Origin of the sequence: Kitasatospora sp. NPDC001309 (assembly GCF_042896295.1) — a bacterium.
Taxonomy (GTDB): domain Bacteria; phylum Actinomycetota; class Actinomycetes; order Streptomycetales; family Streptomycetaceae; genus Kitasatospora.
The window spans coordinates 46,287-67,867 of the sequence record NZ_JBIAXC010000046.1 but is presented as its reverse complement, the minus strand read 5'-3'; the positions used below and the strand labels follow the sequence as shown (position 1 = coordinate 67,867).

The 21,581-nt window shown below is 76.2% G+C and carries 18 protein-coding genes; 17 read left to right on the top strand and 1 reads right to left on the bottom strand.

Going from position 1 to position 21,581, the window contains the following annotated elements:
* Positions 1-68: 68 nt before the first annotated feature.
* The 8 genes from ACFY2K_RS34400 to ACFY2K_RS34365 all read left to right on the top strand — a co-directional run bounded on the left by ACFY2K_RS34400 (position 69) and on the right by ACFY2K_RS34365 (position 10,449).
* On the top strand, positions 69-812 hold the full coding sequence (locus tag ACFY2K_RS34400; protein ID WP_380532610.1) for a LuxR C-terminal-related transcriptional regulator: 744 nt from the start codon (positions 69-71) through the stop codon (positions 810-812).
* A 355-nt stretch (positions 813-1,167) separates the two neighbouring features.
* The gene (locus ACFY2K_RS34395) at positions 1,168-4,419 is read left to right on the top strand and encodes a hypothetical protein (RefSeq protein WP_387716542.1); all 3,252 of its coding nucleotides are present in this window, start codon (positions 1,168-1,170) and stop codon (positions 4,417-4,419) included.
* Positions 4,420-4,611: 192 nt separating this feature from the next.
* The gene (locus tag ACFY2K_RS34390) at positions 4,612-5,355 is read left to right on the top strand and encodes a DUF4255 domain-containing protein (protein WP_380528764.1); all 744 of its coding nucleotides are present in this window, start codon (positions 4,612-4,614) and stop codon (positions 5,353-5,355) included.
* A gap of 20 nt (positions 5,356-5,375) precedes the next feature.
* Positions 5,376-7,541 (top strand): ATP-binding protein, encoded by a 2,166-nt coding sequence (locus ACFY2K_RS34385; RefSeq protein ID WP_380528768.1) that lies wholly within the window; start codon positions 5,376-5,378, stop codon positions 7,539-7,541.
* Between the two features lie 207 nt (positions 7,542-7,748).
* Complete coding sequence (locus ACFY2K_RS34380) at positions 7,749-9,299, top strand: phage tail sheath family protein (RefSeq protein WP_387716540.1); 1,551 nt, start codon at positions 7,749-7,751, stop codon at positions 9,297-9,299.
* A gap of 69 nt (positions 9,300-9,368) precedes the next feature.
* Entirely contained in the window at positions 9,369-9,809 is a 441-nt protein-coding gene (locus ACFY2K_RS34375; protein ID WP_350509413.1) for a phage tail protein, read from the top strand.
* Positions 9,806-10,294: a hypothetical protein gene (locus ACFY2K_RS34370; RefSeq protein WP_375893475.1), complete on the top strand. Its 489-nt coding sequence runs from the start codon at positions 9,806-9,808 to the stop codon at positions 10,292-10,294. Before ACFY2K_RS34375 ends, ACFY2K_RS34370 begins: the two co-directional genes overlap by 4 nt.
* Entirely contained in the window at positions 10,291-10,449 is a 159-nt protein-coding gene (locus ACFY2K_RS34365) for a DUF6760 family protein (protein WP_380528759.1), read from the top strand. Before ACFY2K_RS34370 ends, ACFY2K_RS34365 begins: the two co-directional genes overlap by 4 nt.
* A 769-nt stretch (positions 10,450-11,218) precedes the next feature.
* On the opposite strand, the gene ACFY2K_RS34360 is transcribed toward ACFY2K_RS34365, so the two are convergent.
* The gene (locus ACFY2K_RS34360; protein WP_380644016.1) at positions 11,219-11,632 is read right to left on the bottom strand and encodes a hypothetical protein; all 414 of its coding nucleotides are present in this window, start codon (positions 11,630-11,632) and stop codon (positions 11,219-11,221) included.
* A gap of 1,783 nt (positions 11,633-13,415) precedes the next feature.
* Between ACFY2K_RS34360 and ACFY2K_RS34355 the strand changes: the two genes are divergently transcribed.
* The 9 genes from ACFY2K_RS34355 to ACFY2K_RS34315 all read left to right on the top strand — a co-directional run bounded on the left by ACFY2K_RS34355 (position 13,416) and on the right by ACFY2K_RS34315 (position 21,559).
* Positions 13,416-13,754 (top strand): hypothetical protein, encoded by a 339-nt coding sequence (locus tag ACFY2K_RS34355; protein WP_380593509.1) that lies wholly within the window; start codon positions 13,416-13,418, stop codon positions 13,752-13,754.
* An 80-nt stretch (positions 13,755-13,834) separates the two neighbouring features.
* Positions 13,835-14,260 carry a phage tail protein gene (locus ACFY2K_RS34350; protein WP_375893480.1) on the top strand — a complete coding sequence of 142 codons (426 nt, stop codon included), beginning with the start codon at positions 13,835-13,837 and terminating at the stop codon, positions 14,258-14,260.
* Positions 14,261-14,310: 50 nt separating this feature from the next.
* Complete coding sequence (locus ACFY2K_RS34345) at positions 14,311-15,033, top strand: LysM peptidoglycan-binding domain-containing protein (protein WP_360244219.1); 723 nt, start codon at positions 14,311-14,313, stop codon at positions 15,031-15,033.
* Entirely contained in the window at positions 15,030-16,808 is a 1,779-nt protein-coding gene (locus tag ACFY2K_RS34340; RefSeq protein WP_380593508.1) for a VgrG-related protein, read from the top strand. Before ACFY2K_RS34345 ends, ACFY2K_RS34340 begins: the two co-directional genes overlap by 4 nt.
* 89 nt (positions 16,809-16,897) lie before the next feature.
* On the top strand, positions 16,898-17,209 hold the full coding sequence (locus ACFY2K_RS34335; protein ID WP_380405161.1) for a PAAR domain-containing protein: 312 nt from the start codon (positions 16,898-16,900) through the stop codon (positions 17,207-17,209).
* Positions 17,206-17,658: a GPW/gp25 family protein gene (locus tag ACFY2K_RS34330; protein ID WP_380528750.1), complete on the top strand. Its 453-nt coding sequence runs from the start codon at positions 17,206-17,208 to the stop codon at positions 17,656-17,658. The genes ACFY2K_RS34335 and ACFY2K_RS34330 overlap by 4 nt, the downstream gene beginning before the upstream one ends.
* Positions 17,658-19,619, top strand: coding sequence for a putative baseplate assembly protein (locus ACFY2K_RS34325; protein WP_387716536.1), 1,962 nt, complete (start codon positions 17,658-17,660; stop codon positions 19,617-19,619). Before ACFY2K_RS34330 ends, ACFY2K_RS34325 begins: the two co-directional genes overlap by 1 nt.
* Positions 19,616-20,182, top strand: a complete 567-nt coding sequence (locus ACFY2K_RS34320; protein WP_380528746.1) for a phage tail protein I — start codon at positions 19,616-19,618, stop codon at positions 20,180-20,182. The genes ACFY2K_RS34325 and ACFY2K_RS34320 overlap by 4 nt, the downstream gene beginning before the upstream one ends.
* A 3-nt stretch (positions 20,183-20,185) precedes the next feature.
* On the top strand, positions 20,186-21,559 hold the full coding sequence (locus ACFY2K_RS34315) for an NADase-type glycan-binding domain-containing protein (RefSeq protein ID WP_380644019.1): 1,374 nt from the start codon (positions 20,186-20,188) through the stop codon (positions 21,557-21,559).
* Positions 21,560-21,581 lie beyond the last annotated feature (22 nt).

The window sequence follows — 21,581 nt, the reverse complement described above, 5'->3', positions numbered from 1 at the left end:
CCGACCGGCCCCGCGCCACAGCGCCGGGCCGCAACAGCCGCAGGACCGCAGGAGAATGGAGTGTTCCGATGACATCGATCGAGGCGACCCGAGTGGAAGCCGTCACCAGCCGCAAGGGGTCGGCCGCACCGCCATCCGTGACCACCCGCCCGGCCGGGGCACGGATCCCGGTGCAGGGGCGCCCCCGGCCCGCCCAGATACCCGTGGCGGTGTACGCCGAGGACCTGATCCTGCAGACCGGGGTGGTCCAACAGCTGCGCCAGCGGCCCGAGGTGGAACTCCTCAGCGAGGCCGACGCGGGCCGGGCGGAGGTCTCCCTGCTGGTCGTGGACGCCCTGACCGAGGCGGTCGCCGACCACCTGCGCCGGCTGCGCCTCGCCACCTCGGGCCGGATCGGCCTGGTGGTCGGTCAGTTCGAGGCCGGCGGGCTGCAGACCATCGTCGAGCACGGCGTCGCCGCCGTGCTGCGCCGCTCGGAGGCGGACCAGGACCGGCTGGTGCACCTGATCACCGCCCTGGCCAACGGCGAGGGGGTGATGCCCGGGGACCTCCTCGGCGAACTGCTCGACCGGATCGGGACGCTCCAGCGCACCATGCTCGACGGACGCGGCCTCACCCTGTCCACCCTGACGGCCCGGGAGGCGGAGATGCTGCGGCTGGTCGCCGAGGGCTTCGACACCAGCGAGATCGCGGCCAAGACCTCGTACTCGGAACGCACCGTCAAGAACGTGCTGCACGAGATCATCACCCGGCTCGGGCTGCGCAACCGGGCGCACGCGGTGGGGTACGCGATGCGGCGCGGCCTGATCTGAGAGAGGGGGGCTGATCCCGAGGAGCAGGAGCGTCCCGGCGCGGACGGACGTCCGTGGGGCGTGTCTGACCGTTCCCGCCGGGCGCGCGGCGTTGGGGCACGCACCTCGCCGCGTTGTCGTCGGTCGCCGATGCTCCGCATGGACTCGCTCCTCCGCCTTGCGATGCACGCACCCCAACGCCGCGCGCTGATCCGACGCGAACGGTCAGACACGCCCCAGCGCCCGCGACCGCGGCGTCCTGCCCTTTGCGGACACCGGCCGTTACCCCCGGCTCGGGTGCCCGGGCCCTGTTCCCGGGCGCCCGGGCCGGTGAGACTGCGGGGGAGACCGCCCCTGCCATCCTGTGAGGTCGAGCGTGATCGGCGCCACCGCCACCCCCCGCCCCGTCCGGCGGCCGGCCCGGGCCGCCGTCGCGGTGCTGCTCGCGCTGGCGACCGCCGTGCTGACCCTGGGCTCCGCCCCCGTCACGCCGACCGGCCGGACGGCCCCGGCCGTCACCGCCGAGGACCCGGCCGCCGGGCGGATCGTCTACGCCGGCACCAACCACCGCGGCCTCGGCCGGGTGACCGGCGGCGCCGCCAGCACCCCGCTGTTCGGGCCCGGCCCGGTCCACTTCGACCAGGAACCCTCCGCCCGCGGCGGCGAACTGGTCTTCACCAGCCTGCGGGACAGCCCGCTGCCCCAGGTCTACCTGCGCGACGCGAACGGCGCGGTGCGCCGGCTCACCAACGGCATGGACACCGCCCACCCCGCACTCGCCCCGGACGGCAAGGGCGTCGTCTTCGAGGCGGTGGAGACCACCGCCTCCGGCGGCACCCAGCACGTGCTGTGGGCGGTCAACCGGGACGGCACCGGGCTACGCCGGATCACCGACGGCGCCGCCGACGAGACCCACCCGACCGTCTCGCCCGACGGGCAGTGGATCGCGTACTCCTGCACCGGGGACCCGGCACACCGCCAGATCTACCTGCGGCCGTTCGCCGGCGGCGCGCCCGCCAAGATCACCAACGTGACCGTCGGCGACGCCGTCGACCCGACCTGGAACCCGGTGAACGACGACGCCCACCGCAACCAGATCGTCTACACCTGGGACAAGGGCGACCATGGCCGCACCCTGATGCTCACCTCGCCCACCGGCGGCGACAAGGCGTTCTTCCCCGGCACCGGCTCCACCTGGCGCACCGGCTCCGCCGCCTGGCTGGCCGACGGCACCGGCGTCCTCTTCCTCAGTGCCGACCAGCTCACCTCCCCGCCCCCGGCCCCGCAGCCCGACCCGAACCAGCCGCCCGTGGTGAACCTCTACCGGGCGCCGACCTGCGACTGCACCGACCCCCAACTCCTCTACCGCACCAACCGGTTGATCTCGACCCCGACCTGGCTCGGCACCCAGGCCGAGGGCGGCCCGGTGGTCGAGCAGACCAGCGCCGCCACCGCCAACACCGCCGACGTCCAGGACGTCCACCAGGACGGCACCGACCCGCGCGACCTCGGCATCAGCGTGCTCACCGAGGACCCGGCCGCCGACACCAACACCAACCCCGACCCGGGCGCCGACCCGCTCTTCCACCCCCGCCCCGGCTACGACCCCTGGTACGAGCGCCAGAGCTACACGCCCGACGGCCGACAGCTCGTCGTCACCCGCTACGAGGACTCCCCGGCCGGGCGGATCCAGCGGATCTGGCAGGCCGACGCCGACGGCTCGAACCCGCACCCGCTGAACCTCGCCGGCCGCGGGCCCACCGACCGGGACACCGACCCCTCGCTCTCCCCGGACGGCCGGCTCATCGTGTTCAGCCGCAGCACCCCGGCCGCCGGGCAGACCCCGGCCCGCCCCGGTCGGCTGCTGATCGCCCAGGTGGCCACCGGCGCGATCGTCGGCACCGTCCAGCCGCCCGCCGACCAGCCGGGCGCCTCCGACGGCGAGCCGTTCTGGTCCCCCGACGGCAAGCTGATCGCCTTCTCCCGGACCGCCGTCGTCAACGGCAACCCCGGCAACCTGCACGTCTGGACCGTCGCCGCCGACGACCTCACCCGCCAGCGCGACCTCAGCCGGGCGGCCTGCCCCGGCAGCTGCAACGTGATCGACGACAGCCCGGTGTTCTCGCCCGACGGCCGGCGCCTCGCCTTCAACCGCAAGGCCGGCGACGGCGGCAACAACCGGCAGGACGGCCTCCTGGTCACCTCGCCCACCGGCACCGACTGCACGGTGCTGCTGCCTGCCGGGCTGCGCGACGACAAGGGCGCCTGCACCCGGCCGCTGCCCGACACCTCCGCCACCGGCCCGTACCAGCCGCGGGACGCCGCCTGGACGCCGAACGGCGCCCAGCTGGTGCTCACCTCCCGCCGGGCCCTGCCGCCCAACTCCCCGGAGGGGCTGGGCACCTACGACCTCGCCAGCGGCAAGCTCACCCCGCTCGACCGGCGGCTGCCCGGACGGCAGAAGGAACCGGCCGTCCAGCAGTCCGTCCACCTGGCGCTGAGCGCGCCGCCGCGCACCCCGGCCGTGCCGGTCGAGGGCAGCACCGACGTCACCGTCACCGTGACCAACCGCGGGCCGGCGGCCTCACCGGGCACCGTCCTCACCGCCTCCGTGCCGACCGGCGCCCGGCTCGGCAGGCTCACCACGCCCGTCGGGACGTGCGACGCGGCCGCGCTGCGCTGCGAACTCGGCACCCTGGCTCCGGGCGCCGAGGTGCGGGTGACCGCCACCCTGATCGGCACCCGCACCGGTGACCAGCCGTTCGGCTGGAGCGTCACCGGGACGGTCGTCGACCCGAACCCGGAGAACGACTCGGCCGAAACGGTCCTGCCGGTGCTGAGCGCGCCCACGCCGACGCCGACCCCGAGCCCCACCGCCTCGCCCAGCCCGACACCCACGCCGACCGCGACCCCGACCCCCGCGCCGACCACCCCGAGCAGCACGCCCGCCCCCGCGCCCCCGCCGCCGGCCCCCGCACCGCCGCAGGCCGGCCCCACCGTCGCGGTCGACGCCCAGCCGACCCCCGGCTACGTCGGCGGCCACGTGACCGTCAGCTACACCGTGCGCAACACCGGCCAGGCCCTCGCCACCGGCCTGCGGCTCACCCTCGGCCTGCCCGCCGGCGTGCCCACCGAGGCGCTGCCGCCCGGCTGCCGGGCCGGCAACTGCGCGCTGGCCGACCTGCGCCCGGGGCGCAGCCAGGTGGTCCGGGTGGTGCTCTCGCCCGTCGCGGTGCTGGACACCACCGTCACCGCCGAACTGACCACCACCGGCACCGACGCCACACCCGGCCCGCACCGGGCCAGCACCCCGCTGCGGGTCGTCCAGCCGCGGATCGTCGCGGTGCCGCCGATCGGCAAGCCCGGCTTCGTGACCTCCGTGCGCGGCGTGGACTTCCCGCCCGGCGCCCCCGTCCGCTTCACCTGGAACCCCGGCATCACCGCCGCCGCCGCGCCCACGTACCCCAAGGCGGACGGGACCTTCGCGGGCCAGCTGCTCATCCTGCCCAAGGACGAGACCGGCCCGCGCACCATCACGGCCGACGGCCCCGGCTTCTCCCCAATCACCACGCCCTTCCTGGTGGTCGAGGGCAGCATCGGCCCGCCGGGAGAGGTGGACCGGCGGTGAGCCCGGAGGACGCCGTGGCCGCACGGGACGTCGGCCCGGCCGACTTCCCGTGCGGGTGTGAGGCCGGAGGCGGTGGTGTGCTGTGCACGGAGAGGGTGGAGCGCTGGTGAGGCGTGAGATGGCGGGCACGGGACGTCGGCCCGGTCGACTTCCCGTGCAGGGGCAGGGGCCGGCCGGGGAGGTGGAGCGGCGGTGATCCACGAAGTCGACGAGGCGCTGCGGCTGCTGCTCGCCGAGGCCGGACTGCCCGAGCGCGGCGTCGAGGTCGTCCTCGACGCGCCCACCCGCGACCTGGCGGCCCGGCGCACCGCGCCCACCGTCAGCGTCTTCCTGTACGACGTCCGCGAGGACACCGGGCGCCGCCAGGCCGGCGCCGTCGCCGAACACGACGCCGACGGCCTGGTGCTCGGCCACCGCGCCGCGCCGCGCTGGTTCGAACTGGCCTACCTGGTCACCGTCTGGACCAACCGACCGCAGGACGAACACCGGCTGCTGGCCGAGGTGCTGCAGTGCCTGACCGCCGTCGACGCGCTGCCCGCCCGGCTGCTCACCGGCACGCTCGCCCGGCTCGGACTCACCGTCGGCCTGGACATCGCCGGACGCGACACCGGCCTGCCGTCGGTCTCCGACGTCTGGTCCGCGCTCGGCGGGGAACTGCGGCCCTCGATCGACCTGCGGGTGCTCGCCCCGCTCGCCGGGCCGCTCACCCCCGCCGGACCGCCCGTCACCGAGGGGCTGGTGGTGCACGCCGTGGACACCTCGCACACGGCCGAGTCGCCCGCCGTCGACCCCGGCCGTCGGCTGCGCTACCGCGACACCGCCGGCGACCCCGGGGCGGAGGGCTTCGCCGCTCCGCGCGACCGCGCCCTGCCGCCCGGCCGCCGCAGCAGGGGTGGGAGCAACAAGGGCGGGAGCAGCGGGGGTGGGATCAGGTGAGCCCGGACCTCGCCCTGGCGGTGCCCGGGGCCCCGCCCGGCCCCGACAACGGGGACGGTCACGGCCACGACAACGGCCACCTGTGGGAACGCCTGCACCGGGTCGAGCAGCGGGTCCGCACCGCGGTGCGCGAGCGCCGGGCCGACGACCCGGACCCGGACGACCCGTACCGCGGCCAGTACCTCGGCCCGGAGGCGGTCGAACGGATCCTGGCCTCCGCCGCCGTGGCCACCGGCCACGGCACGCCGGCCGGCCAGGACGCGCCCGCCCCGCCGCCCGGCTCCCGGCTGGCCCGGCTCGGCGCCGCCTTCGGGCTGCTCCCGGTCGACCTCGACCTGCTGCTGGTCGCCCTCGCCCCCGACCTCGACCCCCGCTTCGAGCAGCTCTACGGCTACCTCAACGACGACCTGACCCGCCGCCGGGCGACCGTCGGGCTGGCCCTCGACCTGTGCGGGCTGCCCGGGGCCGGGGCCGGCCGCTTCCGGTTCGCCGCGCGGTCCCCGCTGATCGCCGGGGGCCTGCTGGAACTCACCGAACCGGACCGCCCGCTGCTCTCCCGCACCCTGCGGGTGCCCGACCGGGTGACGGCCCACCTGCTCGGCGAGGACGAACCGGACGACGCCCTCGCCGGGCTGGCCCGCCGCGCCGACCCGGCTGACCGGGCCCGACCGATGGCCCCGGCCGGGGCGCTCACCCCCGCCGAGGCGCAGGCCGTCGACCGGCTGCGCGCGGCCGCGACGGCGGCGGGCGGCGGAGCCGTCCACCTGCTGGACCGGGGCGGCCACGCCGGCCCGCTCGCGGTGGCCGCGCTCGCCGCCGACGGCCGTCCGCCGCTGGTCGTCGACGCCGCCGCGCTGGCCGCCCGCCCGCCGGGGGCCACCGTACGGGTGCTCGCCCGCGAGGCCCGGCTGGCCGGGGGCGGGGTGGTGCTCGGCCCGCTGGACCGGCTGGAGCCCGAACGCCCCGAGCGGGCCGCGCTGCTGCGCGAGCTGTGCGCGGAACTCGCCGCCGTCCCGCTGATCGTGCACGGCCCGCTGGTGTGGGACCCGGCCTGGTCGCGGGAGAGTCCCGTGGTGGTCACCGCCCCGCCGCCGGACGCCGACGGCCGCGCCGCGCAGTGGGCCCGCGCGCTGGCCGCCGCCGGGACACCGCTGGACGAGGAGCTGACGGACGGCCTGGCCGAGACGGTGGCCGCCTACCGGGTGGACCGGGAGAAGCTGGCGCGGGCTGCCTCGGTGGCCGCCCGGACGGCCGCCGCCGAGCGCCGCCCGGTGCGCGCCGAGGACCTGCGGACCGCCGTCCGGGCGCAGAACGCCGCCGGGCTGGCCCGGTTGGCCCGCCGGATCGAGCCCGCCGTCGGCTGGCCCGACCTGGTGCTGCCCGACCCCACCGCCGACCGGCTGCGCGAACTGGTGCTGCGCGCCCGGCACCGCGAGCAGGTGCTCGGCCGGTGGCGGATGCGCCCCGGCGGCGGCCGCGGCAACGGCGTGCTCGCCCTGTTCGCCGGGGAGTCCGGCACCGGGAAGACCATGTCGGCCGAGGTGGTCGCCGCCGAACTCGGCATGGAGCTGTACGTGGTGGACCTCTCCACCGTGGTGGACAAGTACATCGGCGAGACCGAGAAGAACCTGGAACGGATCTTCACCGAGGCCGCCCAGGTCAACGGCGTCCTGCTGTTCGACGAGGCGGACGCGCTGTTCGGCAAGCGCGCGCAGGTCAAGGACGCCCACGACCGGCACGCCAACGTGGAGACCGCGTACCTGCTCCAGCGGATGGAGTCCTTCGACGGGATCGCGCTGCTCACCACCAACCTGCGCGCCAACCTCGACGAGGCGTTCACCCGGCGGCTGGACGTCATCGCCGAGTTCCCGCTGCCCGACCGGGCGCAGCGCCGGCTGCTCTGGGACCGCTGCCTCGGACCGGCCCTGCCCCGCGGCGACGACCTCGACCTGGACTACTGCGCCGAGCACTTCGAGCTCACCGGCGGCTCGATCCGGGCCTGCGCCGTCTCCGCGGCCTACCTGGCCGCCGGGGCGGGCACCCCGCTGGGCATGGCCCAGCTGGTCGCCGCGGTGGTCGGGGAGTACCGCAAGCTCGGCCGGCTGGTGCTGGAGAGCGAGTTCGGGCCGTGGCTGGAGCGGTTGCGCCCCGCCCCGGAGCCTCCGGGGGCCGGCGGGCGTACCTGACCGGAACGGTCCGGGCCCGGCGGGCGTACGTGACCGGCGGGCGTACGTGACCGGAGCGTCCGGGGGCCGCCGGGCGCAGCCGGCCGTGCCCGCCGGGGCAGTCATCCTGCCCCCGATCTTGACCCCGGGGACCTGTCCCCGGGCGCGGCCCCGGACGCAGACTCGGGGGCGAGTGAGACCAAGGACCGGTCATCTGGAGGAGCGCGTATGCCGTCGTACCTGACCCCGGGCGTGTACGTGGAGGAGGTGCAGTCCGGTGCCCGGCCGATCGAGGGCGTCGGCACGGCCGTCGCCGCCTTCGTCGGCTTCGCCGGCAGCGGCCCCTTCCACGAGCCCACGCTGGTGACCAACTGGGACCAGTACGTCCAGCGGTTCGGTGCGTTCACCGAGGGCACCTACCTGGCGCACGCGGTGTACGGGTTCTTCGCCAACGGCGGCGGCTCCGCCTACGTCGTGCGGATCGGCGACCCGGCGCGGCAGGTCACCGGCGGCGCCCCCGCCCAGGCCGTCGCGGCGGCCCCGCCGGTGGAGATCGGCGGCTTCCTGCTGTCGGCCCTGCCCGGCGCGGGCGGCGAGGTGTCCGTCGAGGTCGCCGACGCCGAGGGCGAGAACGTCCCCGACGACCGGTTCCGGCTGATCGTCCGCCGGGGCGCCGAGGTCGCCGAGAGCTACGACGTCTCCACCCGGAAGAACACCAAGGGCTACGTCGTCACCCAGCTGCGCGAGTCCAAGCTGGTCGCCGTCGCCGAGCAGCCCGGCACCGCGCCGAGCCGCCCCGAGCGCCGCAGCCACGCGCTCGCCGCCGCCCCGGCCCCCGCGACCGGCCCGGTGGCGGCCGCCGGCACCCGGCTGGACCCGGCCGAGTACGTCGGCGACGCGGCCGCCCGCACCGGCTTCTCCGGCCTGGAGGCGATCGACGAGATCACCATGGTCGCGGTGCCCGACCTGATGAGCGCCTACCAGCGCGGTGACCTCGACGACGAGGGCCTGCGCACCGTCCAGCTCGCGGTGATCTCGCACTGCGAGCAGATGGGCGACCGGATCGCCGTGCTGGACCCGCCGCCCGGCCTCAACGCCCAGCGGATGCGCACCTGGCGCCAGGACGAGGCCGGCTTCGACTCCCGCTACGCCGCGCTCTACTACCCGTGGATCAAGGTCTTCGACCCGGCCACCGGCCGCAACGTGCTGGTGCCGCCGAGCGGCCACGCGGCCGGGGTGTGGGCGCGCAGCGACGCCGAACGCGGGGTCCACAAGGCGCCCGCCAACGAGGTCATCCGCGGCGCCGTCGACCTCGAACTGCGGCTCAGCAAGGGCGAACAGGACCTGCTGAACCCGATCGGCGTCAACTGCGTCCGGGCGTTCCCCGGCCGCGGCATCCGGATCTGGGGCGCCCGCACCCTCTCCTCCGACCCGGCCTGGCGCTACCTCAACGTGCGCCGGCTCTTCAACTACCTGGAGGAGTCCATCCTCCTGGGGACCCAGTGGGTGGTCTTCGAACCCAACGACGACCGGCTGTGGTCCAGCATCCGGCGGAACATCACCGCCTTCCTCACCGAGGAGTGGCGGCGCGGGGCGCTGTTCGGCCAGACCGCGGCCGAGGCCTTCTACGTCAAGTGCGACCGTGACAACAACCCGCCCGAGTCCATCGACCTCGGACAGGTGATCTGCGAGATCGGCGTCTCCCCGGTGAAGCCGGCCGAGTTCGTGGTGTTCCGGCTGGCCCAGTTCTCCGACAGCACCAGCCTCCTCGACGAGTGAGTCGCGGCCCCACCGCAGACCCACCCGCCGGCCCCACTGTCGACACACATCGGAAGGTGACCACACGCCATGGCTGAAGGCGATCCGCTCTCCACACACATATTCGGCGTCCAACTCGGCGGCTACAACGTCGAGTCCGTCAAGGAGATCAGCAACCTGACGGTCGAACAGGACGTCGTCGAGTACAAGCAGGTGACCCAAGAGGGCAAGCTGATCGTCCGCAAGCAGCCCGGCGCCCGACTGCCCGGCGAGGTGACCATCACCCGCGGCCTGGACAAGAGCGGCGCGTTCACGGACTGGATCAAGGAGACCCTCAACAACGGGGCGATCAACACCGCCCGGCAGAACCTCACCATCGAGGTCAAGGACACCACCGGGGCCACCCTGCGCCGCATCCAGCTCACCAACGCCTGGGCGAGCCGCTGGGAGGGCCCCACGCTCAGCGCGGGCGAGTCCAGCGCCGCGACCGAGACGGTGACCATCGTGTTCGAGGAGATCCGGGTCGAGTGAGGCGCAAGATCGGCCTTGAGGAACTGCTGGAAGGCGCCCCGGCCCCGCAGAACCCCGCGCCGCAGCAGGCGGCCCCGGGGCAGGCGGGGCCGGCCGGGCCGCCCCGGCGGCAGTCCCCGCACACCGAGTTCGAGTTCGAGCTGCCGCTCGGCTACGTCGACGACGACGGCACCGTGCACCGCCACGGCGCCATGCGCCTGGCGACCGCGCGCGACGAACTGATGCCGCAGATCGACCTGCGGGTCAAGGAGAACCCGGCCTACCTCAGCGTGGTGCTGCTCAGCCACGTGATCACCAGGCTGGGCGACCTCGCCGAGGTGCACACGGGCATCGTCGAGCGGATGTACGCCACCGACGTGGCCTTCCTCCAGGACCTCTACCAGCGGATCAACAGCGAAGGCCACACGCGCGCCGCCGTGACCTGCCCGCACTGCGACGGCGCCTTCGAGGTCGACCTCGCCGGTGGGCGCCTGGGGGAATCGTGACGTACGCGCCTGCTCGGCTGTACGAGGAGATCGCGTACATCGCCTACCACCTCCACTGGTCGCGGGAGGACCTCCTCGACCTGACCCACTACGAGCGCGGGCAGTGGGTGCGCGAGGTCGCGCGGCTCAACTCCCGCATCAGTGAGGGTGGGTGACGGGGGTGGGGCTGCGGGACTGGATCGGGCGGCGGCGCGGCGGGTCCGGCGCCGGGGTTGATCCGGGGTCGGGCTCCGACACGGCCTCGGGCTCGGCTGCCGGTGCAGTCGGTGCAGTCGGTGCAGTCGGTGCAGTCGGGGTCGCGCGGCCGCGACCGGCGGCCGGGGACGGGGGCTGGCGCGCCGTGGCGCCGCTGGTCCCCACCCTGGCCGGGGCGTCGCCGCGCGGCGTCAGTGACGGCCTGGCGTTCCGCTCCCGGCTCTCCGCCTGGCAGGACCCTTCGCTGAGCGGACCGCTCGGCCACTCCGTGCTGCCCTCCGCCCCGGCGGGCATCCTGCGGGCGGTCGCGGTGCCGGGCCGTCCGTCGGTGACCGCCGGCGCCGGGGAGGAGCTCGTCCTGCGGCCTACGGCGGGTGCGGTGGCGGCCGGGCCGGCGGAGTCGCAGGACTCGCCGGGGTCGGCCGAGCCGTCCGCGCGGGCGGATCGGCGGCGGGCCGGGCCCGTCCAACGGTCCGTCCGGCTGCGGCAGTTGCCCGTACGGTCGGCCGGGGCCGGGGCCCGCGCAGTGCGGACGGGTGGCGCCGATCGGCGGGCCGGGGCCGCGGTGCCGGGTCCGTCGGGCGGTGCCGGTCCGGCGGCGGGTGCGGCAACCGTGCCCGGCGAGGCCGGAGCCGTGGAGACGCCCGCCGGTACGACGGGCCGTACGGCCCGGGAGTCGGAGACGCCCGCCGGGGTGCCGCGTCGGAACGGCGTGGCAGGCCCGGCCGTTCAGCGTGCGGTGCGACCGCGGGCCGTCAGCGCACCGCTGACCGTGGCGCGGCGCCCCCGGTTGCTGACCGTACGGCCGGTGACGGCCGTTCCGGGGCGGCGGAGCGGGGCCACGCCGGACGTCGTCGGCGGCGTGTCGAGCCCTGCTGTTGAAGAGTCCCAGCCGGTAGTTGCGGCGGAGGAGTCGGCCGGTGCCGGGCGGGAGCCCGAGCGCACCGGGTCGGCGGCCCGGACGGCGCCGTCGGGCCCGGGCGGCGCCGCCCCCGTGGCCGTGCAGCGGGCCGCGGCGACGCGTGGTGACGCACCGGCCCGTCCGGTGCTCGGCGCGCCCTTGACGGCGCTGCCCGCGAGCGCGGCGCCCCTGGCTGCGTCCGCTCGCCGGACGACCGAGTCCGCACCGGGTGCCCCGGCCATGCCGGTGGTTCGCGCCGAGCCCGGAGTCACGGGTGGCGGGGAGGCCGGGAGCGGTGAGCGGGCGGCGCGTGGGAGCGGGCCCGGGCCCGTCGACGGGGCAACCGTCCAGCGTGCGCCGTCCTCACCGACCGCCGAACGAGCGTCCCGGGTGCCTTCGCGCCCAACCGCGATCCCGCCCCGAGCCCCGGCTTCGACCCCGGCTCGGGCGCAAGCGCCGACCCCGGCTCCGACTCCGATCCCGGCCCAGGCTCCGACTCCGACCCAGGCCTCGGCGCGGCCGCGCTCGGGTCTGGGCGCGCCCCTCGACGCGATGCCGCCGACGGCGGCAGCCGCAGGCGCTGCCGGTTCGTCGGCCGGTGGGCGGCGGCGGGTCCGGCGGGGCTCGGTCGCCCTGCCGGGAGGCGGTGGGCCGAGCGCGCCCGCCGCCGGTGGGGGTGCGCCCGTGCAGCGCGCGGTCAGTGCACCAGCCTCAACGCCAGTTTCCTTGAACATGATTGACGCAGCGTCAACTGGTTCCCCGACTGCTGGATCCGGCCTCGTCGCGGAGCCGCGTGCGGCCGGACGTGTCGGCGGCGGCCCGGTGGTTCCGGCCCGTCCGGCCGGAGGCGGCCTGGGCGTGCAGCGGGCCGTCCAATCCACCGCCCGGAGGCGTGGGTTGATCGGGGAGCGTCCGATGGCGGTCGCCCTGGCGGCGGCGTCGGTGCCCCTCGCGGGCGGCGGCGGTGCCCGGTCGGGGGCCGCTGCGGTACCCGCCGCCCCGCCGGTGGTTCCGGTGGCCTGGCCCAACGCCCGTGCGCGCCGGACGGATTCGGGGCCGCAGCCGGAGCAGGATGCGACGGCCGCGGCACGGTCGCTGTCGGCTGCGTCGCCGCGGGAGAGCCGGGGGGCTGTCGCTCCCCGGCGCGGGACGAGCCCCGGGGGCGGCCGGACTGCCGACGCCGGGCAGCCGGTGGCACAGCCGCGAGAGGGTGTCGTGGCCGCCGGTCGTCCGTCCGGCGGGGGCGTCGGGCACGCGGTGGCGACGGCCGTGCAGCGGCTGCGCTCCCGGCGTTCACCCGAACACCGGGGTGGCCGGGCGGCGGTCGATCGCCCTTCCGCGCAGAGGAGTTCAGCGCCCGGCGGCGCCGCACCGACTGCGGCGTCCGCCGACGGCCCCTCACCCGTCCGGTCCGAACGGCCGCGCGGCGCGGTGCCCGTGGCGCAGCAGCCGCAGGGAGGTGGTGGCCACAGTCCTGCGACTGTCCAACGCCTCGCTGCCGCCCGGTCGTTGTCCGGCCGTCCGCAGCCCGGTGCCCGGTCCGGAGCCCGATCCGGAGCCCGGTCCGACGGGTGGGCCGGCGGCCGGTCGGCCGCGTCGGCGCCGGTGCCCGTGGTCCGCCTCGCGCCGCCGGGTGTCCAGGCGCTCCCACGGGCCGCCTCGCCGCTGTCCTCCGGCGCGCCCTCGCCGGTCGTCCAGCGCGCCCAGTGGCCTGCGGCGGCAGCCGGGTCGTCGCCGCAAGGGGCGGCCGCGCCGGTGGGCGCCGCACAGCCCGTCCGACCTGCGCAGCCCGTCCGACCCGCACCGCCCGCAGCGCCCGCGCTGCCGGTGGTCCCTTCGCTCCAGCGGCTGCCGGGCGCGCCCGGCCCGCTGCCGCCGGCCAAGCCCCAGACCCAGCCGCTCGCGGTGCGGTCGCCGGTCGTGTCCCGGTCCGTGGCACCCGGTGCAGCGCCCCGGGCCGCGCAGTCCGTCGGATCCGGGGGCGCCTCGTTCGTCCAGTCCCCGCCGCCCGCCGCCCACCGTTCCATGCCCGGTACGGCACAGGTGTTGCAGCGGGTGGCCGAGCAGGCGGGGCTGGTGGGGGTGCCGTTGACCGCCGTCCCGGCGCGCCGGCCGACCACCGTGCAGGCGGCCCCGTCGGGCACCGGTCAGCCCGGTGGGCAACGGCCGCCCGGCGGCGCGGGGACGGGCAGTGCGGGGAAGGGCGCCACGGCGGCCGAGGACCCCGACAAGCCCGACCACGCCGCACCCGGTGACCTGGACGAACTGGCCCGGCGCCTGGTCGAACCGGTCGGCCGCCTGCTGCGCACCGAGCTGCGCAGGGGCCGGGAGCGGGCCGGGAAGCCGTACGACCTGCGCCGTTGAGCGCGCGCCGGGGCCGGACGGCCGCTGGGGGACCGGATCGACGTAGACCGTGAGCAGCAGCACAGCAGGAGGCGGGGCCGATGACCGACAACATCTTCGCGAGCAGTGTGTTCTTCAGCCTGACGATCGGCGGGAACGACCTGGGCGAGTTCACCACCTGTTCGGGGCTCGGCGCGCAGGTCGAGATCGAGCAGTACGCGGAGGGCGGCAACAACGGGTTCGCCTGGCAACTGCCGGGCCGCATCACCTGGACGAACATCACGCTGAGCCGCGCGGTCACCGCGGACACCGCCAAGATCGCCCGGTGGCTGAACGAGATCGTGCGGAAGGTCGAGCCGAAGGACGGCGAGATCGTGGCGCTGCGGCCGGACCTGAGCCGGATCGTCGGCTGGCAGGTGCTCGGGATCGTCCCGGTGCGGTGGGACGGGCCGTCCTTCGACCCGTCGAGCTCGCAACCGGCCATGGAGTCCCTGGAGATCGCCCACGCGGGCCTGCGCCCGTCCTGAGCGCCACCCCTCACCCCCCTTCCCCTCTCCAAGACCCAAGGAGCAGCCAGATGTCCTCGGCGGTCCCCGCGAGCGTCACCCGGGCGCAACTGACCATCATGGAGCCGCCGGCCACCGTCGGCGCCCAGCCCGGCGGTGCGATCGCGCGGCTCCCGCTCCAGTTCAACCCGGCGACCCTGGTGCTGCGCAAGTCCACCGAGTGGCGGCGCACGCCGTCCCGGATGGCGGGCCAGTCGGCGCTGCCGGAGTTCGTCGGCAGCGGCCCGCGCTCGCTCTCCCTGGACGTGTTCCTGGACTCGACCGCGACCCACGACAACTCGGTGGAGCGGGCGGTGGAGCAGCTGATGACGGCCTGCGTGCCGACCCCGACGAGCCTGGCGCGCAAGACCCCGGCCAGCCCGTGGATCCGGCTGGACTGGGGCACCTTGAAGACGACCTCGTTCAACGGGGTGCTGACCGGCCTGTCCGTCACGTACACGCTCTTCGACGTGGACGGCAACCCGCTGCGCGCGGTCTGTTCGCTCTCCATCGACGAGGCGAGCGTGGACCCGGCCGGGCAGAACCCGACCTCCGGCTCCCCGGAGGCCCGCAGCACCCACCGGGTGATCGCGGGCGACAGCCTGCCGCTGCTGGCCTGGCGGGCGTACGGGGACGCGACGGCCTGGCGGACCATCGCGGAGGCGAACGGCATCGACGACCCGCTGGTGCTGGTCCCGGGCGCGGAGCTGATCGTGCCGGGCATCGACGAGCTGACCCGGGGCGGTGCGGCGTGACCACGCCCGAGGCCCGGGGCGGCCGGCCGTTCGCCGCGGATCCCGTCGTCGAGGCGCCGGGGCCGCTGCCGCCGGTGTGGGCGGCGCAGCTGGTGTCCTGCGACATCGAGGAGAGCGTCGGCCTGCCGGACACGGCGGTGCTGAGCTTCCGGGACGCCGACCACACCTTCCTCTCCGCGACCGGGATCACCATCGGCACCGAGCTGCGGGTCTCCGTGGTGACCGTCCAGGGCAACACCCGGGCGCGGCTGTTCACCGGGGAGGTGACGGCGCTGGAGCTGGAGGTGGACACCACGGGCTCGTACACGGTGGTGCGGGCGGCGGCGGTGACCCACCGGCTGATGCGCGGGCGCCGGGTGAAGGCCTTCCGGAACATGACCACCGCCGACATCGTGCGCGAGGTCGCCGCCGGCGCCGGCCTGGCCTGCGGGCAGGTCGACTCCTTCCCGGTGGTGCACCAGCAGCTGTCCCAGGCGAACGTGCCGGACTGGGAGTTCCTGCAGTTCCTGGCGCAGGAGAGCGGCGCCCAGGTGCGGGTGGACGACGACGGCAAGCTGGAGTTCGTCCGGCCGCAGCCCGCCTCCTCGGCGCCGGCGCCGAGCACGCCCGCGCCGCAGAACCCGCTGGTGCTGGAGTACGGGCGCAACCTGCTGGAGCTGCGCGGGGTGCTGACCGGCGCGGCCGGGGCGGACACGGTCGAGGCGCGCGGCTGGAACGTCACCACCAAGAGCGCCCTGGTCGCCACCGAGCCGTCGGTCGCCTCGACGACCGTGCTGCCGGGGCTGAGCCCCTCGGTGGTGGCCTCGGCCTTCCCCGGCCGGGCCCGGCTGACCGTCGCCGACACCCCGTACCGCACCCAGGCGGAGACTGCCGCCGTCGCCCGTTCGCTGGCCGCCTCGGTGGCCGGGGGCTTCGGCGAACTGGAGGTGGTGGCCGAGGGGAACCCGCGGCTGCGGGCGGGCACCGCCGTCGCCCTGGGGAACGTCGGCGCGGCCTTCTCCGGCCGCTACACCGCCACCGGGGTCCGGCACCTGCTGGAGCCCTTCCGCGGCTACCGCACCACGGTGGTGGTCAGCACCTCGCCGGACCGGTCGCTGGCCGGGCTGGCGACCGGCGGCAACGCGCCGCCGCGCGGCCCGCGGATGCCGGGCCTGGCCGTCGCCGTGGTCACCGACGTCCGGGAGCCGGGCGCCGACCAGCGCGGCTGGGTCCGGTTGAAGTTCCCCTGGCTGGACGACAGTTACGTCTCCGACTGGGTGCGCACCGTGCAGTGGGGCGGCCACGGGGGCGGCGGCGTGGTCAGCCCGGAGGTCAACGACGAGGTGCTGGTGGGCTTCGAACAGGGCGACCTGGACAGCCCGTACGTGCTGGGCGGGCTCTACAACGGCGTGGACCGGCCCTCGCCGCACGACGTGCCGCTGGTCGACGCGACCGCCGGCAAGGTCAACCGCCGTTCCGTGGTGTCCCGTTCGGGCCACCGGCTGGAACTGCTGGACGTGCCGGGCGGCAGCTCCGGGGTCCGGCTGGCCAGCGGCGACGGGAAGCTGGAGGTCCGGCTGGACCAGCAGCGCGGGGAGATCCTGCTGACCGTGCACGGCGGGGTCGGCGGGGCGGGCAGCACGGTGCGCCTGACCTCCTCCGGCATCACCCTGGACGCGGGCACCGGCGAGGTGAACGTGCGCGGCGGTTCGGTGAACGTGCGCGGCACGACGGCGGTCACCGTGGACGGCGGGGCCGAGGCCGTCCTCAAGGGGGCCTTCGTGCGCATCAACTGACGGACCATCAAGAGGCGCAGCAGGAACCGCCGCAGGAACCGCAGCACGAAGAGCGCCCGGCAGGGCGCCCTCGGAAATGGAGACCGCACATGCCCCCCGCAGCCCGGACCGGGGACCCGACCGACCACGGCGGCGTCCTCACCACCCCGCCGCCGGGTGCCCTCAAGGTGGCGACGGTACTGATCGGCGGCCGCCCCGCCGCGGTGGCGGGCACCGTGCACGCCTGCGTCCCGCACGTGGAGATGGGCCCCGCCAACCTGGTCGAGCCCGACCTCGGCGGGGTGACCAGGGGAGTGGTGCTGATCGGCGGCCTGCCCGCGGCCCGGATGCGGGACAAGACGACCTGCGGCGCCCAGATCATCGCCGGGGCGTTCAACGTGCTGATCGGCGGGGACATATGAGCAACGACTTCATCGGCCGCGGCTGGGCCTTCCCGCTGCGGGTGAACGCCACCGGCGGGATCGGCATGGTGGAGCGGGACCGTGAGCTCGCCGAGGCGATCCGGCTGATCCTCGGCACCGCCCCCGGCGAGCGGCCGATGCGCCCCGAGTTCGGCTGCGGCATCCACGAGTACGTCTTCGCCCCGGGCGACAGCACCACCGCCGGGCGGATCGCCCGCGAGGTGCGGATCGCGCTGGAACGCTGGGAGCCGCGGATCACCGTCGACGACGTGGTGATCGCCTTCGACCGGGTCGACGAGGGCACGCTCTACATCGACGTCCACTACACCGTGCGGGCCACCAACGACCGCCGAAACCTGGTCTTCCCCTTCTACACGATCCCGGAGTCCCCGGAAGCGGACACCGCGGACCCGGAACGGGCCGCCGCCGCGAACGGAGGTGCCCGCTGATGGCACTGCCCTCCCCGAACCTGGACGACCGCCGGTTCCAGCAACTCGTCGACGAGGCCAAGCGGTACGTGCAGCAGCGCGCCCCGGAGTGGACCGACCACAACGTCTCCGACCCGGGCGTCACCCTGATCGAGACCTTCGCCTACCTGGTCGACCAGCTGCTCTACCGGCTGAACCGGGTGCCCGAGAAGAACTACACCGCCTTCCTGGACCTGCTGGGCATCCGGCTCTTCCCGCCCGCCGCGGCCCGCGCCGAGGTCGACTTCTGGCTCTCCGCCCCGCAGCCCGAGACGGTCCTGCTGCGCGCCGGCACCGAGGTGTCCACGCTGCGCACCGAGACCGACGAGGCGGTGGTCTTCGCCACCGCCGAGGACCTCCCGGTCGTCCCCAGCGCGCTGGAGCGGCTGGTCACCGTCTCCGCCGCCGGCGAGCAGGCCGACGTCACCGGCCGGCTGGCGGACGGCGCGGACGTGCGGTGCTTCCAGACCCGCCCGGCGGCCGGGGACGCCATGCTGTTCGCCCTGCCCGCCGTGGTGCCGCGCTGCATCCTGGCCGTGCGACTGGACAGCCGGGTGGAGGGCGTCGGCGTCGACCCGCGCCAGCCCCCGCTGGTCTGGGAGGTGTGGGACGGCGCCCGCTGGATCGCCTGCGAGACCGGCAGCGACACCACCGGCGGCCTCAACCGGCCCGGCGAGGTGCTGGTGTTCGTACCCGCCGGGCACACCGCCTCGGTGGTGGCCGGGCGGCGGGCCGGCTGGCTGCGCTGCCGGGTGACCGAGCCCCGGCCCGGCCAGCCGTTCTACTCCGAGTCCCCGACCGTGCGCCGGGCCGAGGTGTTCACCGTCGGCGGCACCGCCACCGCCGTGCACGCCCGGACCGTCACCGACGCGCCGCTGGGCACCTCGGAGGGCGTCGCGGGCCAGCGCTTCCGGCTCGCCCGGCCGCCGGTACTGCTGGACGGCGGAGCACCGGCGGTCGAGGTCTCGGCCGGCGACGGCTGGCAGCGCTGGACCGTCGTCGAGCACTTCGGCGACTCCGCGCCGACCGACCGGCACGTGGTGCTGGACGCCACCAACGGCGAGTTCCTGTTCCCGCCCGCCGTCCGGGAGCCCGACGGCAGCCTGCGCGCCTTCGGCGCGGTGCCGCCCAAGGGCGCCCGGCTGCGCGTCCCGCAGTACCGCACCGGCGGCGGGATCGCGGGCAACGTCGCCCGCAACACCGTCACGGTGCTGCGCAGCTCCGTCCCGTACGTCGCCCGGGTGGACAACCGGGAGGCCGCCCGGGGCGGGGTCGACGGCGAGACGGTCGAGAACGCCAAGGCGCGCGCCCCGCACCAGCTGCGGCTGCAGGAACGCGCCGTCACCGCCGGGGACTTCGAACTGATCGCCCGGCAGGCCGCGCCCTCCGCCGCCCGGGTCAGCTGCGTGCCCGTCACCGGCGGGGAGGCCGGGGCCGTGCGGGTGCTGGTGGTGCCGGAGGCCGTCGCCGACGAGGGCGAGCGGCTGCGCTTCGAGCAGCTCATCCCGGACGAACAGGTGCTGGCCGAGGTGGCGGCCGCGCTGGACGAGCGGCGGCTGATCGGCACCCGGGTCCTCGTCCAGCCGCCCGCCTACCAGGGCGTCACCGTGGTCGCCCGGCTCACCACCCGCGCCGCCGACCCCGACCGGGTCCGCGAGGCGGTGCTGGACGCGCTCTACCGCCACCTCAACCCGCTGCGCGGCGGCGCCGCCGGCACCGGCTGGCCGTTCGGCCGGGCGGTGCAGTACGGCGAGGTGTTCGCGGTGCTCCAGCGGGTGGCCGCCGTCGCGGGCGTCGAGGAGCTGCGGCTCTTCCCGGCCGACCCGATCACCGGACGCCGGGGCGCGCCCGCCGAGCGGGTCGACGTCCCGCCGGACGCCCTGGTCTTCTCGCACCAGCACCAGGTCGTGGTCACCGCCGTCACCGAGGACGGCACCCCATGACCAGAGCCGCCGTCCCCGGGCTGCCCAGCCCGCACCCGATCGGCGAACTGCTGCCCGCGCTCTTCGCCGACGACGACTTCGCCCAGCGCTTCACGGCCGGCCTGGACACCGTCCTCGCCCCGGTCTTCGCCACCCTGGACAACCTGCCCGCCTACTTCCGGCCCGAGCTCGCGCCCACCGACTTCCTCGACTGGCTGGCCTCCTGGGTCGCGGTCGAGGTCGACCCGGCCTGGCCGGAGGAGGTGCGCCGGGCGGTGATCGGGCGCGCCGTGGAACTGCACCGCTGGCGCGGCACCCGGCGCGGGCTCACCGAGCGGCTGCGCCTGGTGCTGGGCGCCGGGGCCGAGATCACGGACGGCGGCGGCGCGGCCTGGTCCACCGACCCCGACGGCGCCCTGCCGCCCGCACCGGGCGGCGGCGGGGTGCTGGTCCGGGTCTGGCCGCTGGGCGGCGCGGGGCTGGACGAGGACCAGGTGCTGGCCGTCGTCCGGGCCGGCTGCCCGGTCCACCTGACCTGCCGGGTCGAGATCCTGCCCGGTCCACCCGGGCGAGCGGAGGGCTGACGGATGCCGGTGTGTCCCGAATGCGGCACGGCCAACGCGGAGGGCGACGACTTCTGCGGCAACTGCGGCGCCTACCTGGGGTGGTCGCGACGCGCGCCCGCCGCGGGGGCCGCGCCCGCTCCGGTGGCCGGGCCCGCGCCCGTGCCGGCCTCGACGGGGTCCGAGCCCGAGCCTGCTGCGCCCGAGCCCAGGCCCCAGCCCGAAGCGGAGTCTGCGCCCCAGCCCGAGCCCGGGCCTGCTGCGCCCGAGCCGGCCGCCCCCGACACCTCGCGGACCTGGCGGAACGTCTCCCGGCGGGTCACCAGCCGGAGTCGGCGCACCCAACCGCCCGTCGCCCCGGAACCTGTCGCGGTCCCGGAGGTCGCGGTCCCGGAACCCGCCGCGGCCGTCGAGGAACGGCCCGTCGAGAAGCCGCCCGTCGAGAAGCGGCCCGTCGAGGAGCCGCCGTCCCCGCCGTCCGCCGAGACCTCGCGCTCGACCTCCACCCGGGCGCGGCCCGTACCGGCTCCCGCCCCGCCATCCGAGCCCGCCCCGGCCCCGGCCCCTGAGCCGGACCCGAGGCCGCGACCGCCCGCCGCACCGCAGACCGAGCCGACCGACCCGGTCGCCGTGCAGCCCGCCAAGCCCGTCGCGCCGCGTCCCGTCGTCCGGGCCTCCGCCGTCGAGGAGGCCCAGGACGGCCCGCCCTGCCCGCGCTGCGGCACCCCCAACCTGCCCGAGCGCCGGTTCTGCCGGCGCTGCGCGGCCCCGCTGACCGTCACCGCGGCCGCCCCGGAGCTGCCCTGGTGGCGCACCCGGTGGCCGTTCCGGCGCCGGGTGCGGATCGGCGGTTCGGGCAACGCGCTGCGCCGCACGATCGCGCTGATCGTGCTGCTCGCGTTGGTGGTCGCGGGGGTCCTGCTGTACCCGCTCGGCAAGAACGCCTACCAGGACGTGCTGGACAAGCTGGGCAGCACCGCGCCGGTCTCGCCCTCGCTGACCACGGCGTCGGCCGCGGTCGAGGGGCACCCCGCGAGCGCGGCCGACGACGGCCTCTCCAACACCTACTGGGGCGCGCCCGCGATCGGCGACTCCGTCGACTTCACCTTCCGCACCCCGTTCCGGCTGGTGGACCTGATCGTCCACACCGGCGCCTCCGCGGACCCGGAGCAGTTCCGGCAGCAGGCCCGCCCGCTGGTGCTCGCCCTGGAGGTCACCGCCTCGGACGGCGAGGTGCACCGCAAGCAGGTCACGCTCAACGACCAGCCGGGCCCGCAGACGGTGGCGACCGGCATCAGCGACGTCGTCCAGGTGAAGCTGACCGTCCGCGAGGCGGCGGGCACCGGCCCGGGCCGCACCGTCGCGCTGGCCGAGGTGGAGTTCTTCAAGCGGACGTGAAGGGGTGTCCGCCGCCGCGGCG